This window comes from Capillimicrobium parvum, from assembly GCF_021172045.1.
Taxonomy (GTDB): domain Bacteria; phylum Actinomycetota; class Thermoleophilia; order Solirubrobacterales; family Solirubrobacteraceae; genus Capillimicrobium; species Capillimicrobium parvum.
The window spans coordinates 1,513,986-1,536,146 of record NZ_CP087164.1 but is presented as its reverse complement, the minus strand read 5'-3'; the positions used below and the strand labels follow the sequence as shown (position 1 = coordinate 1,536,146).

The window sequence follows — 22,161 nt, the reverse complement described above, 5'->3', positions numbered from 1 at the left end:
CGCGCGATTCCCGTCGCCGGGACTCAGAGCAGCGCCCTCCGCAGATCCGACAGCACGCCGGCGAGATGCGCGGTGAAGCGCGCCGCCGCCGCGCCGTCGATCACCCGGTGGTCGTAGGAGAGCGAGAGCGGCAGCATGAGCCGTGGGCGGAACTCGCTTCCGTCCCACACGGGCTTCATGGCGCTGCGCGTCACCCCGAGGATCGCCACCTCGGGCGCGTTGACGATCGGCGTGAAGCCCGTGCCGCCGATGCCGCCGAGGCTGGAGATCGTGAACGTGCTGCCCGACATCTCGGCTGCGCTGAGCTTGCCCTCGCGCGCCCGGCCCGACAGCTCGGTCAGCTCGCGGGCGATGTCGACGATGCCCTTCGCGTCGACGTCGCGGATGACCGGGACGAGCAGGCCCTGGGGCGTGTCGGCCGCGAACCCCAGGTGGTGGTAGCGCTTGAGGACGAGGTCGGCGCCGTCCAGCGACGCGTTGAAGTCGGGGAACGCCTTCAGCGAGACGACGCAGGCTTTCATCAGCAGCGCCACCATCGTGATCTTCACCCCGTCGCGCGCGATCTCCTCGTTCGTGCGGCGACGGAACGCCTCGAGGTCGGTGATGTCCGCCTCGTCGTGGTGGGTGACGTGCGGGATCATCACCCAGTTGCGGTGCAGCACGGGGCCGGAGATGCGCTTGATGCGCGAGAGCGGCACGCGCTCGATCGGCCCGTGCTTGGCGAAGTCCACCTGCGGCCAGGGCGCGAGGCCGAGGTCCGTGGCGGCCGCCGCGGCGGGCGCAGGCGAGGCCAGGCCCTCCACGTCCTCGGCGGTGATGCGACCCTTGCGGCCGGTGCCGGCGACGCCCTGCAGATCCACGCCGCGCTCGCGGGCCAGCCGCCGCACGGACGGGCTCGCGTACGGCGGGCCCTCGGCGGGCTCGGGCGGCTGGACGCTCGCCGGCTCGGGCTGCGGGCGCGCCGCGGGCTCGGGCTCGGCGGGCGCCGCCTCGCCCTCCGGCGCCGTCGCCGACGCCTCGGCCACCACCGCGCCCTCGACCGCCCCGGGCGCCGCCGCCTCGGCGGGCGCGCCCGCGTCCGCGGACGGCGTGAGCGTCAGCACCGGCGAGCCCTCGGAGACCGTGTCGCCGACCGCGACGAGCACCTCGGCCACCACGCCCGCCGTCGGAGCGGGGACGTCCATCGTGGCCTTGTCGGACTCGAGCGTGACGAGCGGGTCCTCGGGCGCCACCGTGTCGCCGGGCGCGACGAGCACCTCGATGACCGGCACCTCGGCGAAGTCGCCGATGTCCGGGACGACGACCTCCGTCACCTGTGCCATGGAGCCTCCGCGTCGGCGTCGATCTCGAAGCGCTCGATCGCCCCCTGCACGAGCGAGGGCTTCACCTGGGCCTGCTCGGCGAGCGACTGCAGGGCGGCGACCGCGACGTGGTGGCGGTCGACCTCGAAGAAGCGCCGCAACGCGACGCGGTAGTCGCTGCGCCCGAAGCCGTCGGTGCCGAGCACGCGGTACGGCGCCCGCACGAAGGCCCGGATGCCGTCGGGCAGCGCGCGGATGTAGTCGGTGGCGGCGACGACCGGGCCCTCGCGCCCGTCGAGCCCCTGCGCGACCCACGACCGGCGCGGCTCCTCGGTCGGGTGCAGCCGGCTCCAGCGCTCGGCCTCGATCCCGTCGCGGCGCAGCTCGGTGAAGCTCGTGACGCTCCAGATGTCCGCCCGTACGCCGAACTCGTCGGCGAGCAGGTCGGCGGCCGCCTCGACCTCGCGCAGGATCGTGCCCGAGCCGAGCAGCTGCACGCGCGGGCCGTCGCCCGCCGGCGCCTCGCGCAGCAGGTACATGCCGCGCAGGATGCCCTCCGTCGCGCCCTCCGGCAGCGGCGGGTGCGCGTAGTTCTCGTTCATCACCGTCAGGTAGTAGAAGACGTCCTCCTGCTCGGCGAGCATCCGCCGCAGGCCGTCCTGGACGATCACCGCGACCTCGTAGGCGTAGGCCGGGTCGTACGCGCGGCAGTTGGGGATGGTCGAAGCCAGGACGTGGCTGTGGCCGTCCTCGTGCTGCAGGCCCTCGCCGTTGAGCGTCGTGCGCCCCGCCGTGCCGCCGACGAGGAAGCCGCGCGCACGGCTGTCGCCCGCCGCCCAGGCGAGGTCGCCGACCCGCTGGAAGCCGAACATCGAATAGAAGACGTAGACGGGGATCATCGGCGTGTCGTGGTTCGCGTACGACGTCGCCGCCGCGATCCACGAGGACATCGCGCCGGCCTCGTTGATGCCCTCCTGCAGGATCTGGCCCCGGCGGTCCTCGCGGTAGAACATGAGCTGCTCGGCGTCCTCGGGCCGGTAGAGCTGGCCGACCTGGGAGAAGATGCCGAGCTGGCGGAACATCCCCTCCATGCCGAACGTCCGCGACTCGTCGGGGACGATCGGGACGATCCGCGCGGCGAGCGCCTTGTCGCGCAGGAGTGCGGCGAGCACCCGGACGAACGCCATCGTCGTCGAGACCTCGCGCTCGCCGGTGCCGTCGAGCTGGGACTGGAAGGCCGTGACCTCGGGGATCGGCAGCGGCGCCGCGCGCCGGCGCCGGGCGGGCAGGCTGCCGCCGAGCTGCGCCCGGCGCTCGCGCAGGTACTCCATCTCGGGGCTGTCGGCGGCCGGCTTGTAGAACTCGGCGTTGCGGACCTGGTCGTCGGTGAGCGGCAGGCCGAAGCGGTCCCGGTAGGCGAGGAGCGCGTTCTCGGTCATCTTCTTCTGCTGGTGGGTGATGTTCTGGCCCTCGCCCGCCTCGCCCATCCCGTAGCCCTTGATGGTCTTGGCGAGGATCACCGTCGGCTGCCCGGTGTGGCGCTTGGCGGCCGCGTACGCGGCGTAGACCTTGTGCGGGTCGTGGCCCCCGCGGTTCAGCGACCAGATCTCGTCGTCGGACCAGTCGGCGACCATCGCGGCGAGCTCGGGCCGCGCACCGAAGAAGTACTCGCGCACGTACGCGCCGTCGCGCGACTTGAACGTCTGGTAGTCGCCGTCGACGCACTCCATCATCCGGGCGCGCAGCAGTCCGTCGGTGTCGGCGGCCAGCAGCGGGTCCCAGCGCGCGCCCCAGATGACCTTGATGACGTTCCAGCCGGCGCCGCGGAAGTTCGTCTCGAGCTCCTGGATGATCTTGCCGTTGCCGCGAACCGGGCCGTCGAGGCGCTGCAGGTTGCAGTTGACGACGAACGTGAGGTTGTCGAGGCGCTCGCGGCCGGCGAGCGAGATCGCGCCCATCGACTCCGGCTCGTCCATCTCGCCGTCGCCCATGAAGGCCCAGACGTCACGGCCGGTCGTGTCGGCGACCTCGCGGCCCTGGAGGTACTTCATGAACCGCGCCTGGTAGATCGCCATGAGCGGGCCGAGGCCCATCGACACGGTCGGGAACTGCCAGAACTCCGGCATGAGCCACGGGTGCGGGTAGCTGCTCAGCCCGTTGCCGCCGACCTCCTGGCGGAAGTTGCGCACCTGCTCGTCGGTGAGCCGTCCCTCCAGGTAGGCGCGGGCGTAGAAGCCGGGCGACGAGTGTCCCTGGAGGTAGACGAGGTCGCCTCCGTGATCCGCGTTCGGCGCGCGCCAGAAGTGGTTGAAGCCGACCTCGTAGAGCGTGGCGGCCGACTGGTAGCTGGCGATGTGGCCGCCGAGCTCGGAGGACTCCCTGTTGGCCTGCAGGACGAGCGCCATCGCGTTCCAGCGCACGATCGACCGCAGCCGCCACTCGATCTCCTGGTCGCCGGGGATCGGCTCCTGCTGGTCGACCGGGATCGTGTTGACGTACGGCGTCTCCCCCGTGAACGTCAGCGGCGCGCCGGCCTGGGTCGCCCGGTCGACGACCCGGTCGAGCAGCTCGCCCGCGCGCTCGGGCCCCTCGTGCGCCACGACCGCGTCGAGCGCCTCGACCCACTCCCGCGTCTCCTGGGGGTCGCGGTCCCCGTCGACGCCGGTGGAGTGGATCGCCGTCACGGGCGGGACTGTACCGACCACCCCTGCGCTGACCGCTCGCGGTGCGGCCGGCGCGATCCGATCGCCGCGCCCGGTCCCCGGCCGCTACGCGACCTCGCGCGCGTGAACGTCGAGTTCCACGATGCGATCCGGCGCGGCGAGGGCCGCCCGCGCGGAGGCTTGCAAGGATTCGGCGTCGAGCTCGTACCGAGCCGCTGCCCGATCGAGGAGGTCGAGATGATCGGCTGGATCGATGAGCTCGATGTTCACCGGCCGCCCGTCGGCCAGGGCGACGTTGCACCAGTCGTCGTCGAAGTTGTCTTGATGGTCCCAACGAGTATGAGGCACCGGCATCACCTTGTTCGCCCCACTCATCGCCACGCGCAGACGGCGCGGCGCGGCGGTGTCATCGCTCGGTCACCAGCCAGATCTCGGGCGGCCCGGCCACGCCCGCGGCGGCCATGCGCTCGCGCAGGTGCGGCGAACCGGCGAAGGCCCGCGCGGCGTGGGCGGTAGCGAAGCCGATCTCCACGGTGATGTCCTGCGGATCGTCGAGCGACTGGTAGACGGCATGCGACAGCGCGCCCATGCGCCGGCGCTCGGAGTCCAGCGCGTCGTCCGCTCGGCGCCAGGCGTCGTAGTCGGCGACCGGGTGGCGCATCATCAGCCGCACGACCGAGCCGCCGGCGCCGTGACGCAGCGGCGGCGTCATGGCCAGGTGACGATCACCTGGTCGAGCGGCAGCTCGCGCTCGCGCGGACCGGTGCGCACCGGCCGCATCCGCGCCGGCTCGCCCGTCGCCTCGGCCCGGTCGAACGCCTTCGTCGACGCGACCCGCCGGGTGACGGTGAAGCGGTCGAACACGTACGGCACGCCGTTGGCGCCGAAGAGCCCGTTGCGGTCGACGACGTGCAGGTGCAGATGCGGCGCGGAGCTGTTGCCCGAGTTGCCGACGCGGCCGAGCAGCTGACCCTTCGTGACGCGGTCGCCCACGTGCACGGTCAGCGTGCCCGGGATCATGTGCCCGTACAGGGCGTACCGGCCGCCGGGCAGGCGCTGCAGGATGCCGTTGCCGTCGGCCTTGGCCGCCGTGATCCCCACGGGCAGCGCGCCGGGCACCTGGTCGGGCTCGCCGTCGACGGCGTGCACGATCGTCCCGTCGCTCACCGCGTAGATCGGCTGGCCGTAGCCGAACCAGTTGGCCAGCACGGCCTTGTCGCCGACGAACAGCCGCCCCTGCTCGTCCACGCGCTCCCAGTCGATCGCGAAGCGCTGCGCGCCGAAGAGATGCCCGTCGAACGACTGGACCGAGCGCACATGGCGCTTGGCGGTGCAGCACCCGTCGGCGGCCAGCCAGTTGTCGCCGGCCAGCGGCGCGCCCAGGGCGACAGGAGCCCGGCGCGCGACCCGGCTGCGCCCGCCGGTCTGCGTGACGCTCGGCGGCCCGGCGAGCGGGCGCGACGTGTTGTCGAGCACGAGGCGCTGGACGATCGCGCGCGGGATCGCCCGCTCGGACGCGACCGAGAACGTGAGGTGCAGCAGCGCGCCCGTGCCGGGCGCGATGTTGCGCGTCGGGTCCCGGTCGCCGAGCCCGACCATGACCTTCGCCACGCGCCCGCCCGACCAGCGCCCGAGGACCGGGCGCGTCGCGCCCGCCGCGTGGACGGCGATGCTGCTCACGCGCCACGGCAGCGAGGTCGGGTTGACCAGCTGGACCTCGTAGACGAAGTGGTAGCGGCCGTCGGAGCCCTTCACCGGGTTGGGCGGCGCGACCACCGACTGGTTGACCGCCGAGAACTGGTCGTGGCTCGCGGCGGCGGCCGGAGCGGCCGCGATCGCGCCGAGCGCGACGGCCAGCAAGATTGCAAGCGGTCCTCGAGGTCGTCCCATGAGACGAACCTCCCACCCCCGCGGCGCCGGGGCAAGGGGGTCAGGCACCGTCCGGGAGGGCAGCCAGGTGCCCTCCCGGCGCCCTGGACGCCGTTAGGCCCTCGGCACGGCGGGGCAGCCAGGTGCTCTCCCGGCGCCCTGGACGCCGTTACGCTCTCGCCACGGCGGTCGGCTCGCCGGCGACATGCTCCTTCCCGCCTCACCCCGCGTGGTCCGGCCGGCGCGATCGCGCGCGGTCCCCCGCACGCTGCCGCTGGCGCTCGCGGCGCTCGGCGCCACCCTGCTGCTGCTGGGCGCGGTGGAGATCGCCCTGCTCGAAGCCGGTCCGGCGACGCCGACGTGGGCCGTGCTGCTCTTCCCGCTCGTCGGCTGGATCTACGCCGCCGCCGGGCTGCTCGCGTGGTGGCGGAGGCCGAGCAACCGCACCGGCGCGGTGATGGTCGGCGGCGGGGTCGCGTGGCTCGTCGCCGGCCTCGTCAACAGCGACGTCACCGCCCTCCTCGCCGCCGGCCTCATCGCCGTAACCGTGCCGCTGGCGGTCGTCGTGCACCTCCTGCACGTGTTCCCGTCAGGACGGCTGCGGGGCCGGCTGAGCCGGGCGACGGTGCTCGCCGGCTACGCGGTCTGCCTGGTGCTCCAGGCGCCGGAGTACCTGTTCGGGCCGCCCAACCCGCTGCAGGTCGCCGACCGTCACGATCTCGACCGTGCCGGCTTCTGGGTGCAGAGCGCCGCGGGCGCCGCGGTGATGGTGGTGACCGCGATCATCCTCGGCCGGCGGCTGCGCCAGACGCCGCGGGCGCAGCGCTGGGTGGTTGGCCCGCTGTACGTCTACGGGATCATCGCGGTGCTGTTCGTCCCGCTGACCGGGAGCATCAACGAGCTCTTCCCGTGGGGTGACGGCGTCCCGCTGACCGTGACCCAGCTCGGCCTGCTCGCGGCCGTGCCGGTCGTGTTCGCCTTCGCGGTCCTGCGCGGCGGCTTCGCCCGGACCGGCGAGATCGAGGAGCTCGGCGCCAGCCTCGGCGCGCGCCAAGGAGGACGGGCGGACATGCGCGACGCGCTCGCCGGCGTGCTCGGCGACCGCTCGGTGGCGCTGCTGTTCTGGGTGCCGCAGGCGGGCGGCTACGTGGACGCCGACGGGCGCCCCGCACGGCTGCCCGACGCCGGCTCGGACCGGGCCGCCGTCGAGGTGGCGACCGCCGGCCGGCGCGTCGGCGCGATCGTCTACGACGCCACGCTGATCGCCGACGGCCGCACCGTGGAGGCCGCGGGCCGGGTCATCGCGCTCGCGCTCGACCGCGAGCGGCTGACCGCCGAGCTGCGCGTCAGCCGCGAGGGCCTGCGCCGCTCGCGAGCCCGGCTCGTCGAAGCCGAGGATCGCGAGCGCCGGCGCATCTCGCGCGACCTCCACGACGGGCTGCAGACCCGGCTCGTGCTGCTCGCGGTCGAGGCGCAGCGCGCGGCCGGCGACACCACCGAGCTGCGCGCCGGGCTGGAGGCGGCGATCGCCGAGCTGCGCGAGCTCGTCCAGGGGGTCATGCCGGCCGCGCTCACGCAGGGCGGGCTGTACGCGGCCGCCGAGGACCTCGCCGACCGCGCGCCCGTGCCCGTCGAGCTGGACCTGTCGCCGGGGTCCGACGGGCTGCCCGCGGCGGTCGAGAGCACCGGCTGGTTCGTGCTCTCCGAGGCGGTGACGAACGCCGTCAAGCATGCCGGGGCGCGGGAGCTGTACCTGTCGCTCGGTCAGATCGACGGATGCCTGCGCATCGAGGTCGCCGACGACGGCGTCGGCGGGGCGGCGGTCGACCGCGGAACCGGCCTGCGCGGGATGGCCGATCGCGTCGAGGCCCACGACGGCCGCCTGACCGTCGACAGCCCGGCCGGCGGCGGCACGCGGATCGTCGCCGAGGTGCCATGCGGGTCGTGATCGGCGAGGACCAGACCCTCATGCGCGAGGGCCTGACGCTCCTGCTCCACCAGGGCGGGTTCGACGTCGTGGGATCGGCGGCCGATGCCGAGGACCTCGAGCGCAAGGCGCTCGCCCACAGGCCCGACCTCGTCGTCGCCGACATCCAGATGCCGCCGACCCTCACCGACGACGGGCTGCAGGCGGCGCTGCGCATCCGGGCCGCGCTGCCCGGAATCGGGGTCCTCGTGCTCTCCCAGCACGTCCAGCGCCGCTACGCGGCCGCTCTGCTCGACGGCGGTGCGGACGGGGTCGGCTACCTGCTCAAGCAGCGGGTCGCGGACGTCGACGCCTTCTGCGCCGACGCCCGCCGGCTGTGCGCGGGCGGCACGGTGCTCGACCCCGAGGTCGTCTCGACGATGCTCTCGCGGGCGCGCCACGACGACCCGCTCGACCGTCTCACGCCGCGCCGCCGCGAGGTGCTGGCCCTGATGGCCGAGGGGCGCAGCAACGCCGCGATCGGCGAGCGGCTGTGCATCAGCGAACAGGCGGTGGTCAAGCATGCGGCGCACATCTACGGTCAGCTCGGCCTCACGGCCGGCCCCGACGACCACCGCCGCGTGCTCGCGGTGGTGCGGTACCTGTCGCGCTGACGGCGCTCGCCGTAAGGTCGGGGCATGACCCCGCTCACCCCGTTTCGCGTCGACATCCCGGATGCGCAGCTCGACGACCTGCGCGAGCGGCTCGCGCGGACGCGCTGGCCCGAGCCCGAGACGGTCGACGACTGGTCGCAGGGCATCCCGCTCGGCTACGTGCAGGAGCTGTGCGCGTACTGGCGCGACGCCTACGACTGGCGCCGCGCGGAGGCGAGGCTCAACGCGGTCCCGCAGTTCCGCACGGAGATCGACGGGCTCGGCGTGCACCTCCTGCATGCCCGCTCGCCGCACGCCGGCGCGCTGCCGCTGCTCATGACGCACGGCTGGCCGGGCTCCGTGGTCGAGTTCCTCGACGTCATCGGGCCGCTCGTCGACCCGCCCGCGCACGGCGGCGACGCGGCCGACGCGTTCCACGTCGTCGCGCCATCGCTGCCCGGCTACGGGTTCAGCGACAAGCCGACCCGCACCGGCTGGGGCGAGGAGCACATCGCCGCCGCCTGGGCGCAGCTGATGGCGCGGCTCGGCTACGACCGCTACGGCGCGCAGGGCGGCGACTGGGGGGCGATCGTGACGATGGCGCTCGCGCAGGTCGACGCCGGGCATCTCGCCGGCATCCACCTCAACATGCCGCGCGCCGATCCCTCCGCGCTGCGGGCGCTCGGCGAGCTCACCGACCGCGAGCAGGCGGCGCTCGACGCACTCGCCCACTACCGCCGCGTCGAGGCGGGCTACTCGATCCAGCAGGCGACGCGGCCGCAGACGCTCGGCTACGGCCTCGTCGACTCCCCCGCCGCCCAGTGCGCGTGGATCGTCGAGAAGTTCTTCACGTGGACCGACTGCGACGGGCACCCCGAGAACGCCGTCGCCCGCGACGTGCTGCTCGACAACGTGATGCTCTACTGGCTGCCCGCGGCCGGCGCCTCGTCCGCCCGCCTGTACTGGGAGAGCTTCCGCAACCGCGAGTTCCCGCCGATCGACGTGCCGACGGGCTGCTCGATCTTCCCGAAGGAGATCTTCCGGCTGTCCGAGCGCTGGGCGCGCACGCGCTTCCGCGACCTGCGCCACTTCCGCGAGCTTGACCGCGGCGGCCACTTCGCCGCGCTCGAGCAGCCCGCCGTGTTCGTCGACGAGGTCCGCGCCTTCTTCCGGACCGTTCGCTGAACGCATGCGAATCGCGGCGCTCAGTCGGGCAGGGCCGGCACAGGGCGTGACCGCCGGCGGCTGGGCATCGCGCGAGCGGGTAGGTTCGCCCGGGTGACGACCACCGCTGCTCACGGTCCACTCGACGAACGGGAGCTGGCCGCGCTGCACGCGTACTGGCGCGCCGCCAACTACCTCTCGGTGGGCCAGATCTACCTCCTCGCTAACCCGCTGCTGCGCGAGCCGCTGCGCCTCGAGCACGTCAAGCCGCGGCTGCTCGGCCACTGGGGCACGACCCCCGGGCTGAACTTCGTCTACGCGCATCTCAACCGGGTGATCCGGGCGCGCGACCTCGACGCGATCTTCGTCACCGGCCCGGGCCACGGTGGGCCGGGAGTCGTCGCGAACACGTACCTGGAGGGCACGTACACCGAGGTCTACCCGCACATCGGTCACGACGAGGAGGGCCTGCGGCGGCTGTGCCGCCAGTTCTCGTTCCCGGGCGGGATCCCGTCGCACGTCGCACCGGAGACGCCCGGCTCGATCCACGAGGGCGGCGAGCTCGGCTACGCGCTCGTGCACGCGTACGGCGCCGTCTTCGACAACCCGGATCTCCTGGCGTGCTGCGTCGTCGGCGACGGCGAGGCGGAGACCGGCCCGCTGGCCGCCAGCTGGCACTCGAACAAGTTCGTCGACCCGGTGCGCGACGGCGCGGTGCTGCCGATCCTGCACCTCAACGGCTACAAGATCGCCAACCCGACCGTGCTCGCGCGGATCCCGCGGGATGAGCTGCGGATGCTGCTCGAGGGCTACGGCCACGCGCCGCGCTTCGTCGAGGGCGACGACCCCCTCGAGATGCACCAGCAGATGGCGGCGGTGCTCGACGAGGTCGTGGCGGAGATCGCCGAGCTGCAGCACGAGGCCCGCAGCGGCGGGAGCGCCGCGCGGCCGCGGTGGCCGATGATCGTCCTGCGCACGCCGAAGGGCTGGACCGGGCCGAAGGAGGTCGACGGGCTGCCGGCCGAGGGCTCGTTCCGCTCGCACCAGGTGCCGCTCGCGCACCTCGCCGAGAACCCCGAGCACCTCGCCCAGCTCGAGGCGTGGCTGCGTTCCTACGAACCTGAGGAGCTCTTCGACGAGAGCGGCGCGCTGCGGCCGGAGCTCGCGGCGCTGGCGCCGGAGGGCGAGCGGCGCATGGGCGCCAACCCGCACGCCAACGGCGGCATCCTGCTGCGCGGGCTCGAGCTGCCGGACTTCCGCGACTACGCGGTCGACGTGCCGGAGCCGGCGCGCACGTCGGCCGAGGCGACCCGCGTGCTCGGCACCTGGCTGCGCGACGTCATGCGCCTCAACGCGGACCGCTTCCGGATCATGGGCCCCGACGAGACGCGCTCGAACCGCCTGGACGCGGTGTTCGAGGTGACCGACCGCGCATGGATGGCCGAGATCGAGCCGACCGACGACCACCTCGCGCCGGACGGCCGCGTCATGGAGGTCCTCAGCGAGCACCTGTGCCAGGGCTGGCTGGAGGGCTACCTGCTGACCGGCCGCCACGGGCTGTTCAACTGCTACGAGGCGTTCATCCACATCGTCGATGCGATGTTCAACCAGCACGCCAAGTGGCTGAAGGTGACGCGCGACATCCCGTGGCGCCGGCCGATCGCCTCGCTGAACTACCTGCTCAGCTCGCACGTGTGGCGCCAGGACCACAACGGCTTCAGCCACCAGGATCCCGGGTTCATCGACCACGTCGTCAACAAGAAGGCCGGCGTCGTGCGGGTGTACCTGCCGCCCGACGCCAACTGCCTGCTGTCGGTGGCCGACCACTGCCTGCGCTCGCGCGACTACGTCAACGTGATCGTCGCGGGCAAGCAACCGGCGCTGCAGTATCTGTCGATGGACGAGGCGGTCGCCCACTGCACGCGCGGGATCGGGATCTGGGAGTGGGCGGGCACCGACCAGGGCGGCGAGCCCGACGTGGTGCTGGCGTGCGCGGGCGACACGCCGACGCTCGAGACGGTCGCGGCCGCGGCGATCCTGCGCGAGCACCTGCCCGGCCTGAAGGTCCGGGTGGTCAACGTGGTCGATCTCATGCGCCTGCAGCCACCGTCCGAGCACCCACATGGGCTGGGCGACGCCGAGTTCGACGCGCTGTTCACGGCGAGCCGGCCGGTGATCTTCGCCTACCACGGCTACCCATGGCTCATCCACCGGCTCACGTACCGGCGCACGAACCACCACGGCCTGCACGTGCGCGGCTACAAGGAGGAGGGCACGACGACGACGCCGTTCGACATGGTCATGCTCAACGACCTCGACCGCTTCCATCTCGTGATGGACGTCATCGACCGGGTGCCCGGGCTGGGCGAGCGGGCGGCGGGGCTGCGCCAGCGGATGGTGAACGAGCGGCTGCGCCACCGGCAGTACACGCGCGAGCACGGCGACGACATGCCCGACGTGCGCGACTGGGTGTGGCCGGACGCGCCGCCGCCCGCCTCGGCCTCGACGGACGCGCAGCGCGGGTCTCCGGCCTGAAGCGGGCTCAACCGGCCAGGACGGCCCGGACCTGGCGCGCCATCTCGAGGTCCTCGCGGGCGCGGACGACGAGCGCCCGCACGGACGCACCGTCCGCGCTGATCTCCGCGTCCGGGGCGGCGGCGGCGTTGGCCGCCTCGTCGACCGCCACGCCGAGGAAGCCGAGACCGTCCGCCGCGGCGGCGCGGATCGGCGCCGACGCCTCCCCCACCCCGCCCGTGAAGACGAGGGCGTGCAGGCCGTCCATCGCCGCCGCCATGCCGGCGATCAGCGCGCGCAGGCGATGCACGTAGACGTCGCGCGCGAGCGCGGCCGCCTGGTCGCCCTCCCCCGCCCGGCACAGCACCTCCCGCATGTCGGCGGTCCCGGCGAGGCCGAGCAGACCGGAGCCGTGCTCGAGCGCGTCGGACACCTCGTCGACGTCGTGTCCGCCCTGCTGCACGAGCCACAGCAGCAGGCCCGGGTCGACGCTGCCCGACCGGGTGGCCATGACGAGGCCCTCGACCGGCGTGAACCCCATCGTCGTGTCGACCGACCGCCCGCTGCGGACGGCGGCCAGCGACGCCCCGGCGCCCAGGTGGCAGGTGACGAGCCGCAGCCCGTCCTCGGGCCGGCCCAGCAGCTCGGCCGCGCGTCGCGCCGCATAGGCGTGGGAGAGCCCGTGGAAGCCGAAGCGCCGCAGACCGTGGCGCTCGCGCCACTCGGCCGGCAGCGCGTACGTCGCGGCGGCGGGCGGCAGCCCGGCGTGGAACGCGGTGTCGGGGCACGCCACCGCCGGTAGGTGGGGCAGCGCCGCCGTGACCGCCGCCAGCGCGTCGAGCGCCGCCGGCTGGTGCAGCGGCGCGAGCGGCGTGAGCGCGCGCAGCTCCTCGACCACCCCGCCGTCCAGGCGCACCGCCCGCGTGAACCGCATGCCCCCGTGCACGATGCGGTGGCCGACCGCGTCGGCGCCCCCCAGCCGGCCCAGCGCCGCGGCGAGCTCGCCGGCGTCCGCGTGCCCGCGGGTGGCGTCGAGCTCCTCCTCGCCGGCGAGCCGGTCGTCGCCGTCGAGCAGGCGCAGCTTCAGAGAGCTCGAGCCCGCGTTGACGGTCAGGACGCTCAGCACGACCGCCGACGGTACCGACCGCGGTCCGTGCGGATCGGATAGACACTGATCTTCAATGACCGTCGCCACCCCGCCCCTGCCGGTCCCCGGGCTCACCGAGGAGGAGGCGGCGCGCCGGCTCGCAGCGCGCGGCCCGCTGCCCAAGCCGCCCACGAGCCGCTCCTACGCCAGCATCGTCCGCGCCAACACGCTGACGGTGTTCAACGCGATCCTCGCGGTCTTCGGCGTGCTCACGCTCGTCTTCGGCGAATGGAAGGACGCCCTGTTCCTCGGGGTGCTCGTGGCGAACACGGGGATCGGCATCGGCCAGGAGGTGCGGGCCAAGCGCGCGCTCGACCGCCTCGCCGCGCTCGTGGCCCCGGCCGCGACGGTCGTGCGCAGCGGCGTGGCGCGCGACATACGCGTCGCGGACGTCGTGGTCGGCGACCTCGTCCGGGTCAAGGCGGGCGACCAGATCGTCGCCGACGGCACGCTGACCACCGCCGACGGGCTCGCGCTCGACGAGTCGATGCTCACCGGCGAGTCCGAGCCGGTTCCCCGGGTCGCGGGCGACCCGGCGCTGTCCGGGTCGTTCGCGGTCGAGGGCGCCGGCGCCTACGAGGTCACGGCGGTCGGCGCCGACAGCCATGCGGAGCGCGTCGCCGGCGAGGCGCGCGCCTTCCGCCACCCGCGCTCGCCGCTCGAGCGCGCCATGGACAGGGTGCTGCTCGTCCTCGTCGGGGTGATGGCGCCGCTCGCCGTCGCGCTCGTCGTCTCGCTCCTGGTCCGCGACAAGAGCATCGGCGACTCCGTGCAGACCGCCACCGCCGGCATCGTCAACATGGTTCCCGAGGGGCTGATCCTGCTCGCCAGCCTCACCGCGGTGGTCGCCGCGACCCGGATGGCCTCGCGCGGCGCGCTGACCCAGCAGCTCAACGCGGTCGAGTCCCTCGCCTCGGTGGATCTGCTGTGCACCGACAAGACGGGGACGCTGACCGAGGCCACGCTGCGCATCGAGGCGCTCGTACCCGCGGCGGGCGTCAGCGAGGAGGAGCTCGCCCGCGCGCTCGGGCGCTACGCGGCCAGCGCCCCCGCGCGCAACGGGACGCTCGAGGCGATCGCCGCCGCGCGCCTCGGCGCCGCCGACGGGGAGGCCGAGCCCGTCGAGGCCCAGGTGCCGTTCTCGTCCGCGCGGCGCTGGAGCGCGCTCGTGCTCGGCGGCGAGACGCTCGTGCTCGGCGCGCCGGAGCGCTTCGACCTCGCCGATCTGGCCGAGCCCGCCGCCCGCCACAGCGAGCGCGGCCGCCGGGTCCTGGCGATCGGCGCGACCGAGGAGCCGCTGCCGGAGATCACCCCCGACGCCCCGCCCCCGCCGGGCGTGCGGCCGCTGGGCCTCGTCGTGCTCGCCGAGCGCCTGCGCCCCGACACCGAGCAGACGGTCGCGTTCTTCGCCGAGGAGGGCGTCGAGCTGCGCGTGCTCTCGGGCGACGCCCCGCCGACGGTCGCCGCGATCGCCCGGGACGCCGGCATCCCGAGCGCGGGGCCGCCGCTCAACGGCGGCGCGCTGCCCGAGGACGAGGCCCAGCTGCGCGAGCGGCTGCTGGAGACGGCGGTGGTCGGGCGCATCTCGCCGGAGGGCAAGCGCCGCGTCGTCACCGCACTCGCCGACGCCGGCCGCTACGTCGGGATGATCGGCGACGGCGTCAACGACGTCCCCGCGCTCAAGGCGGCGCGGCTGGCGATCGCGCAGGGTAGCGGGACGCAGATGGCCAAGAGCGTCGCGGACGTCGTGCTCGTCCGCGGCGACTTCGCCGCCGTCCCGACCATGGTCCGCGAAGGGCGCCAGATCCTGCGCAACCTCCAGCGGGTCGCCCGGCTCTTCGTGACGAAGTCCGTGTTCGCCGGCTTCCTCATCGTCGCGCTCGGGCTGACCACCGCGACGTATCCGCTGCTGCCGCGTCACTTCACGCTGGCGTCGTCGCTGACGATCGGCATCCCCGCGTTCGTGCTCGCGCTGATGCCGAGCTCCGGGCCCTGGCGGCCGGACCGCTTCCTGCCGAACGTGCTGCGCTTCTCGGTGCCCGCCGGCCTGGGCATCGGGATCGGCATCCTCGCCGGGTACCTGCTCGCCCGCTACGCGTTCGGCGTGAGCCTCGACGACGCGCGGACGGTCTCGACGATCGTCGTCGTCCTCGGGGGCCTGGCGACCGTCCTCATGCTCGAGTCCGGCGCCAACGCCGAGGACACGCCGCTCGGGCGCAAGCGGCGCCTCGCGGTGTACGGCCTGTGTGCGCTGATGCTCGCCGTCCTCGTGCTGGCGATCGCCATCCCGTTCCTGCGCGACTTCTACATCCTCACGGTGCCGGACGGCGACATGCTCGCGGCCACGGCGGCGGGGGCGGCCATCGGCATCGGGCTGGCGCTCGTCGGCATCCGGCTCACCGGCGCGCTCCGACCCGACACCGGCTGATCACGGGTCGGGTCGGGTCGGACCTCAGGGGATGGCGGTCTCGCAGGCCGAGCGGGTGTCGCTCGCGTCGGACTGGTAGGAGTCGGCGCCGGTCCCGCAGACGAGCTTGTCGACGTCGGACGAGCCGTCGCGCGTGTAGAGCCGGTCGTCGCCTGCCCCGCCGGTCAGGACGTTGATGAGGGACGCCTTGATCGCGCGCAGGATGTCGCTGCCCTTGCCGCCGGTCGCGTTCTCGACGGCGATGTCGCGATCGCCCTCCTCGGCCGCCGTGGAGAGCCCGTTGCGGTTGGGGTCCGCACCGTCGTTGGCCTGGCCGTCGAGCGTCACGGCCACCGGCGTCGTCCGCTGGTCGTACGTGACCGTGTCGAAGCCCCCGCCGCCGTCGAGCACGTCGGCGCCGAGGCCGCCGTCGAGCAGGTCGTCGCCGCCCCGCCCCTGCAGCGTGTTCGGCAGCGAGCGCGCGGCGCGCAGCTGGTCGTTGCCGCTGCCGCCGATGGCGTTCTCGATCGCGATGTCACGATCGCCCTCCTCCGTGGACGACGAGGCGCCGTTCAGGTTCGGGTCGGCGCCGTCGTTGGCCTTGTCGTCGAGGCGAACGGCCACGGGGGTGCTGCGCGACGCGTAGCTGACGGTGTCGACACCGGCGCCGCCGTGGTGCGTGTCCGCGCCGAGGCCGCCGTCGAGGACGTCGTCGCCGTTGCCGCCCTTGAGCACGTTGGCGGTCGTGCCCGTGGCGCTCAGCTGGTCGTTGCCCTTGCCGCCCTCGGCGTTCTCGATCGCGATGTCGCGATCGCCCTCCTCGGCCGCGGTCGAGGTGCCGTCGAGGTCCGGGTCGGCGCCGTCGTTCGCCGTGCCGTCGAGCCGGACCGCCACAGGGGTGGTCCGGGCCGCGTAGGTGATCGTGTCGACCCCCTGCCCGCCGTCGAGGACGTCGGTGCCGAGACCGCCGTCGAGCGTATCGTCGCCGCCGGCGCCCCGCAGCTGGTTGGTGGCCGAGCCGGCGGCGATCAGCCAGTCCGGCCCGCTGCCGCCCACCGCGTTCTCGATCGCGATGTCGCGATCGCCCTCCTCGGTGGCGGTCGAGCTGCTGTTGCGGTTCGGGTCGGAGCCGTCGTTCGCCTTGCCGTCGAGCCGGATCGCCACGGGGGTGGTCCGGGCGGCATAGCTCAGCGTGTCGGTGCCGGGGCCGCCGTCGAGCGTGTCCGGGCCCAGGCCGCCGTCCAGCACGTCGGCGCCGTCGCCGCCCTTCAGGACGTTCGCGCCGGGACCGGCGCCGAGGCGGTCGTTCCCGCCACCGCCGGTCGCGTTCTCGATCGCGACGTCCTGGTCGCCCTCCTCGGCCGCCGTCGAGACGCCGTCGAGGTTCGGGTCGGCCCCGTCGCCGGCCTGCCCGTCGAGGGTGATGGCGACGGGCGTCTGGCGCGACGCGTAGCTGATGGTGTCCACGTCGGCCCCGCCGTCGAGGACGTCGGTGCCCTGGCGCCCGTCGAGCAGGTCGTTGCCGGGCCCGCCGTTCAGCGCGTCGTTGCCGTCGCCCCCGGTGAGCGTGTCGGCGCCCTCGCCGCCGTTCACGGTGGCGGGCACGGAGCCCTCGACGGTGACGGTGTCGGCCCCGTCCCCCGCGTCCAGCGTCACCGACTGGACGTTGGCGCACTGGATCTTCGTCGCCGTGAGCTTCGTGCACCCGGGTCCCGGCGAGATGCCGCGGGCGTCGCTGACCGTGACGGTGGCGGGGCCCGCGTCGGCGGTGAGGCCGGGCGCCTGCGCGGCGACCGCGATCGCGTTGTTCTCGCCGGCGCGGGCCTTGAAGTCGAGCGCGCCGTCGTTGACCGCTCCGGCGCCGAGGTTGTCGAAGCTGTCGCGCGGCGTCCAGGCCGGCGTCGCGCTGTCGCCGTCGGTGGTGAGCTTCGTCACGCCGCCGGGGAAGGCGCAGGCGTTGCAGGTCGTGGGCGCGGTGTAGAGGTTGTAGGCGTAGTCGTCGGCCTGGCCGTCGCCGTCGAGATCCTCGAGCGTGCGGCCGTCGAACACGATCTTCGAGGTGCCGATGTAGCGCGGCGTGCCGAGGATGTAGTTCGAGCCCGCCGCGACGATGCGCCGCTTGTCGTTCTTGGCGGCCGGATTGAACTCGTAGATGCCCGGGTTCGTGCCCTCCTCGATCGCGACGATCTTCGCGCCGTCCGACCGCCAGCTCGGCTCGTCCTGGCTGTAGTCGTCGCTGCCGATGACGCGCTCGGCGCCGTTGACGCCGGCGACGATCTCGTAGACGTAGCCGCTGGAGTACGTCTCGCAGACGTAGGCGATCTCGTTCGGGTTCTGCGGGTTCGGCGTCGGGTCGTCGAGGCCGAACCGGTCGTTGCACTTGCTGACGAGCTTCGTGCGGTTCAGGCCGCCGCCCTCCTGCGCGTGGTCGGGTACGTCGTCCAGAGCCTGGATCTCGTTGTCGATCGAGCAGGTGACGTAGCCGCCGTCGAGGCAGGCCCAGTTGTTGAAGACGAACCGGCCGTCGCCCATCGACTCGGGCTCGCTCTCGAAGTGCGAGGCGCCGGCGAACTTGAACGGATCGAGGCTCATCCGGGTGACGTTGCCGTTGACCCACTTGTAGACGCCGGTACAGCGCAGGCCGCAGTTGGAGTCCGTGTTCGAGTCGTGGTAGCCGTCGAGGAGCACCGTGCCCGTGGGCTCGTCGACGTTCGGCTGGCTCAGCGAGTCGACCTGCTCGAGGGGTCCACCGGGCTCGTCGACGAACGACGGCGTGTCGGTCTTGGCGATGAGCAGCCGCGCGCCGGTCCCGTCGTCCTTCATGGTCCAGATGTCACCCCCGCGCGTGAACAGGATCTGGCCCGCGAAGGCCTGGGGCACCGCGACGAGCATGAGGCAGACGGCAAGACCGCCGGCGACGCCGAGCAGGCGAACGCGGGCGCGACGGACGAACTGAGGCACGGCGTCCCTTCGGGTTGGGGCAACGCACGTACCTTCGGCCTACGGCGAACGACGATGAATGGAACGTCCGTCCAGAAAACGGATCAAGCCGTCAGGGGCGGGGCGCCACCCCATGCGACCGTCGGCTCAGATCACGTCACCAACCAGGCGAAGATCGGGGTGAGCAGCACGACGATGCAGCCGGCGGCGACGATCGCCGCCACGAAGTTGGCGCCGGTCGACTCCCGACCAGCGGGCCAGCTTTGATCCCTCCGACTAACTGACACGCGAGCCTCTCCTTTTCACGCGGGGGCTCCACCGTATACACCTCGCGCCCGATTCGCAAATAACTCTTGATCGTTCAGAATCGATGTAGAATTCATGTTCGGATTTTCTTGCGATTCGCTGCGTGGGCCGCGATCGCGCCGCGCCGAGCTCACCTGACCGGTCAGGGGCCCAGGAGAGCCAGCGGAACGACGGCGATGTCGTCGTTTCGGCGATACGCGTAGGGGCCGGTGGTGATCACGGCGCCCACGGCCTCGAACGGCTGAGGCCCGCCTGGTGGCGGGCCTCGGTTCTTTGGGGGAGAGTTCGGGCACTCTCCCAGTGGAGACGGTGGGAATCGAACCCACGTCCGCAATCGCGCGATGATGGCTTCTACGAGCGTATCCGGCGCTCTGATCTCGCTCCCTGGTCGCCTCGCCGGCGGGGTTCCAGGGAGCCAGCCTCCTGAAGATGTCCCCCCTTTGGCGGAGGCGGACCGCCGGGGGTGAAGCCTGCATATCTGATCCGGCGAGCCCAGCGGCAGGCAGGCTGGGGGCCAGACCTCACCACGCTTAGCTAGTGACTAAGCGGCGAGGGCGTACTCGTGAGAGTCCGCACGTATTGGTTTCCCGGTGTTTTACGAGGCCTCCGGGACCTCGGCTCGCAACCATCACAACGAAACCGACCGCGTCGAAGCCTGTCGTCCCCGTGTGATGCTTGTGGTTCCGAGTCTAGCGCGGCGAGGGCATCAGTCGCCGGCCGGGACGGGATCCGGCCGCCGGCGCTCCGCCGCCGCCGCGGCCTCCTCGTCGCGCTTGCGAAACCACTCCTCGCCCTCGATCGAGAAGTTGGGCATGATCCGGTCCAGCCACCTCGGGAACCACCAGTTGGCGCGCCCGAGCAGCACCATCACCGCGGGCACGAGCAGGCAGCGCACGAGCGTCGCGTCGACCGCCACCGCCACGCCCATGCCGACCCCGAACTGCTTGACGGTCGGGTCGCCGTTGAGGATGAAGGCGAAGAAGACGCTCACCATGATCAGCGCGGCCGACGTGATCACGCGGCCCGTCGTGCCGATGCCCTCGATGACCGCCGTACGGTTGTCGCGCGTGCGCTGCCACGCCTCGCGGACGTGGCTCATGAGGAACACCTCGTAGTCCATCGAGAGCCCGAACAGCACGGCGAACATCATCAGCGGCACATAGCTGACGATCGCCACGGGCCCATCGAGCCCGACCAGGGACGCCCCCCAGCCCTTCTCGAACACCGCGGTCACGACGCCGAACGCGGCGCCGATCGAGAGCAGGTTCATGATCCCTGCGGTCGCCGGGATGACGATCGAGCGGAACGCGAGCATCAGCAGCAGGAAGCTCAGCGCGATGACCACCACGATCGTCAGGACGAGCCGCGAGGAGATCTCGGCGGCGAGGTCGACGTAGCCCGCCGTCGTGCCGCCGACGTACGTCTTCATGTCGGCGCCCTTGTCGGCCTTCGGGATGACGTCGTCGCGCAGCGTCGTGACGAGGTCGGCGGTCGATTGGTCGGCCGGCGCGGTCGTCGGCTGCAGCGACATGACCGCCGCGGTGCCCTTGTTGTTGACGTCCGGCTGCGTGACCGAGTGCACGCCGTCGGTCTTCTTGAGGTCGTCGCGCAGCGTCTGCAGGCGAGGATCGGTCGCCGGGTTCTCGGCCTGCTGCTTCTGGTCGTCGGCCTGCTGGGAGATCTGGTCGAGCTGCTTGTTGAGCTGCGGCTGGACCTGGGCCTGCGCCTGATCGGGCGGCAGCCCCTGGGCCTCGAGCTGCTGCTCCTGCTGGTCGGCCTGATCCTGCGCCTTCTGCTTCTGCTGCTTCTCCTGCTGGTTGATCTGGTCGATCTGGTCCTGGTCGGCCTTCGCCGGCTTCTTCGACATGTCGACGCTGATGAGGAACGGCCCGTTGGCCCCTGGCCCGAAGCCCTTCGACAGCGCATCGAAGGACTGGCGCGCGGTCATCTCCTTCGGCAGCGAGCCGTCGTCCTGCTGACCGAGGTACAGGTCGAGGATCGGCGCCGCGAGGACACCGAGCACGACGAGCGCGACGAGCGCCGACGGAATCGGCCGGTGGGCGACGAAGCGGCCCCACGCCATCCATCCGTGCGGTTTGGCGTCGCCCTTGAGCTTGTGTGCCCACGGCATGCGCAGACTGTCGATGTGGCGCCCGATCACGCCCAGCAGCGCCGGCAGCAGTGTGATCGCCGCCAACACCGCGACCGCGACCATGATCGCCGCCGTGTACCCGAGCGTGCTGACGAGCGGGATCCGCACGACCGCCAGCGACACGAGCGCGACGATCACCGTGCTGCCGGCGAACACCACCGCGCCGCCGGAGCTGGCCACCGATCGGGCGATGGACTCGTCGGCTCCCATCCCGCCGTGCAGGTGCTCGCGGTATCGGGTGACGATGAACAGCGCGTAGTCGATGCCGACCCCGAGACCGATCATCGTCGCCAGCGTCGGGGCGACGGTGGGCACCTCGACGACGTGCCCGAGCAGCGTGATGATCGATATGCCGGCCCCGAGGCCGATGATCGCCGTGATGATCGGCATGCCCATCGCGACGACCGTGCCGAACGTGAACAGCAGCACGATGATCGCCATCGCCATGCCGACGACCTCGCTGGACTCGACCGCCGGCTTGGAGAGCTCGTCGCCGACGTAGCCGCCGAACGACACCGCCAGGCCGGCGTCGCTGGCCTGTTTGGTCTCGTCGCGGAGCGTCGCCGCCTGATCCTCGGTGAGCTCGCCGGCGCCCACCTTCAGGTTCAGCGAGATGTAGCCGATCGTGTCGTCCTTCGACAGCTGCGACGAGACCGACAGTGGATCGGTAGCGCTGCGCACGATCGAGTCGTCGCGCAGCGTCTTGACCGTGTTGTCGATCGGGTCCTTGAACTTGCTCCCCGTGAGCTTCTTGCCGTCGGGCGCGACGAGCACGACCGGGTTCGTCCCGTTCGCCTGGGCCGGGAACCGCTTCGTGAGCAGGTCCGTGGCGGACTGGCTGCCGGTGCCCGGGAGCGTCAGGTCGTTGTTGAGCTCCTGACCCGCCGACTGCGCCCAGAAGACGATGCCGGCGAGGATGACGGCCCAGATCGCGAGCACGATCCAGTGGCGCCTCCCGCAGAAGCCCCCCAGCCAGTAGAGGGGTCGCGTCATGCGGGCGCTATGCCTATCACATCGCGTTGCGCCAATCGACGGTTTGTCATCAACCGTACGGCGGCTACCCCGGGCAACGAAAGGGACGCGGACCCGAGCCGTGTCTGGGAACCTTCCGCCTGTCGCAATCGCCCTGTCGGACGGCG

The 22,161-nt window shown here is 72.7% G+C and carries 14 protein-coding genes and 1 other RNA gene; 5 read left to right on the top strand and 10 right to left on the bottom strand.

The features are described from left to right. Nucleotides 1–23: 23 nt before the first annotated feature. From aceF to DSM104329_RS07505, 5 genes are all read right to left on the bottom strand, one after another. Nucleotides 24–1,322: a dihydrolipoyllysine-residue acetyltransferase gene (gene aceF / locus DSM104329_RS07525; RefSeq protein ID WP_259314780.1), complete on the bottom strand. Its 1,299-nt coding sequence runs from the start codon at nucleotides 1,320–1,322 to the stop codon at nucleotides 24–26. Next, nucleotides 1,310–3,985, bottom strand: coding sequence for a pyruvate dehydrogenase (acetyl-transferring), homodimeric type (aceE, locus tag DSM104329_RS07520; RefSeq protein WP_407655873.1), 2,676 nt, complete (start codon nucleotides 3,983–3,985; stop codon nucleotides 1,310–1,312). The genes aceF and aceE overlap by 13 nt, the downstream gene beginning before the upstream one ends. Before the next feature lie 84 nt (nucleotides 3,986–4,069). Continuing rightward, nucleotides 4,070–4,339, bottom strand: a complete 270-nt coding sequence (locus tag DSM104329_RS07515) for a hypothetical protein (RefSeq protein WP_259314779.1) — start codon at nucleotides 4,337–4,339, stop codon at nucleotides 4,070–4,072. A 31-nt stretch (nucleotides 4,340–4,370) separates the two neighbouring features. Beyond that, nucleotides 4,371–4,676 carry a hypothetical protein gene (locus DSM104329_RS07510; RefSeq protein ID WP_259314778.1) on the bottom strand — a complete coding sequence of 102 codons (306 nt, stop codon included), beginning with the start codon at nucleotides 4,674–4,676 and terminating at the stop codon, nucleotides 4,371–4,373. Beyond that, the gene (locus DSM104329_RS07505) at nucleotides 4,673–5,824 is read right to left on the bottom strand and encodes a M23 family metallopeptidase (protein ID WP_259314777.1); all 1,152 of its coding nucleotides are present in this window, start codon (nucleotides 5,822–5,824) and stop codon (nucleotides 4,673–4,675) included. The genes DSM104329_RS07510 and DSM104329_RS07505 overlap by 4 nt, the downstream gene beginning before the upstream one ends. A 214-nt stretch (nucleotides 5,825–6,038) precedes the next feature. Here DSM104329_RS07505 and DSM104329_RS07500 point away from each other — a divergent pair, with 214 nt between their 5' ends. The 4 genes from DSM104329_RS07500 to DSM104329_RS07485 all read left to right on the top strand — a co-directional run bounded on the left by DSM104329_RS07500 (nucleotide 6,039) and on the right by DSM104329_RS07485 (nucleotide 12,091). After that, nucleotides 6,039–7,781: an ATP-binding protein gene (locus DSM104329_RS07500; protein ID WP_259314776.1), complete on the top strand. Its 1,743-nt coding sequence runs from the start codon at nucleotides 6,039–6,041 to the stop codon at nucleotides 7,779–7,781. Then, nucleotides 7,769–8,413 (top strand): response regulator transcription factor, encoded by a 645-nt coding sequence (locus tag DSM104329_RS07495; RefSeq protein WP_259314775.1) that lies wholly within the window; start codon nucleotides 7,769–7,771, stop codon nucleotides 8,411–8,413. The genes DSM104329_RS07500 and DSM104329_RS07495 overlap by 13 nt, the downstream gene beginning before the upstream one ends. Nucleotides 8,414–8,437: 24 nt before the next feature. Further along, on the top strand, nucleotides 8,438–9,577 hold the full coding sequence (locus DSM104329_RS07490; RefSeq protein ID WP_259314774.1) for an epoxide hydrolase family protein: 1,140 nt from the start codon (nucleotides 8,438–8,440) through the stop codon (nucleotides 9,575–9,577). Between the two features lie 93 nt (nucleotides 9,578–9,670). Then, nucleotides 9,671–12,091 (top strand): phosphoketolase family protein, encoded by a 2,421-nt coding sequence (locus tag DSM104329_RS07485; RefSeq protein ID WP_259314773.1) that lies wholly within the window; start codon nucleotides 9,671–9,673, stop codon nucleotides 12,089–12,091. 7 nt (nucleotides 12,092–12,098) lie between these two features. Here DSM104329_RS07485 and DSM104329_RS07480 read toward each other — a convergent pair whose 3' ends face one another. Beyond that, nucleotides 12,099–13,193, bottom strand: coding sequence for an acetate/propionate family kinase (locus DSM104329_RS07480; RefSeq protein ID WP_407655901.1), 1,095 nt, complete (start codon nucleotides 13,191–13,193; stop codon nucleotides 12,099–12,101). A 58-nt stretch (nucleotides 13,194–13,251) separates the two neighbouring features. On the opposite strand from DSM104329_RS07480, the gene DSM104329_RS07475 reads away from it, so the two are divergent. Then, nucleotides 13,252–15,645, top strand: coding sequence for an HAD-IC family P-type ATPase (locus DSM104329_RS07475; protein ID WP_259314771.1), 2,394 nt, complete (start codon nucleotides 13,252–13,254; stop codon nucleotides 15,643–15,645). A gap of 24 nt (nucleotides 15,646–15,669) precedes the next feature. Here DSM104329_RS07475 and DSM104329_RS28875 read toward each other — a convergent pair whose 3' ends face one another. The 4 genes from DSM104329_RS28875 to DSM104329_RS07450 all read right to left on the bottom strand — a co-directional run bounded on the left by DSM104329_RS28875 (nucleotide 15,670) and on the right by DSM104329_RS07450 (nucleotide 22,015). Further along, on the bottom strand, nucleotides 15,670–18,585 hold the full coding sequence (locus tag DSM104329_RS28875) for a calcium-binding protein (protein WP_268738866.1): 2,916 nt from the start codon (nucleotides 18,583–18,585) through the stop codon (nucleotides 15,670–15,672). 131 nt (nucleotides 18,586–18,716) lie between these two features. Continuing rightward, nucleotides 18,717–18,851 (bottom strand): hypothetical protein, encoded by a 135-nt coding sequence (locus tag DSM104329_RS07460; protein ID WP_259314770.1) that lies wholly within the window; start codon nucleotides 18,849–18,851, stop codon nucleotides 18,717–18,719. Nucleotides 18,852–19,168: 317 nt separating this feature from the next. After that, nucleotides 19,169–19,536: a transfer-messenger RNA gene (gene ssrA, locus DSM104329_RS07455) on the bottom strand. A gap of 40 nt (nucleotides 19,537–19,576) precedes the next feature. Continuing rightward, nucleotides 19,577–22,015 (bottom strand): MMPL family transporter, encoded by a 2,439-nt coding sequence (locus DSM104329_RS07450; protein ID WP_259314769.1) that lies wholly within the window; start codon nucleotides 22,013–22,015, stop codon nucleotides 19,577–19,579. Nucleotides 22,016–22,161 lie beyond the last annotated feature (146 nt).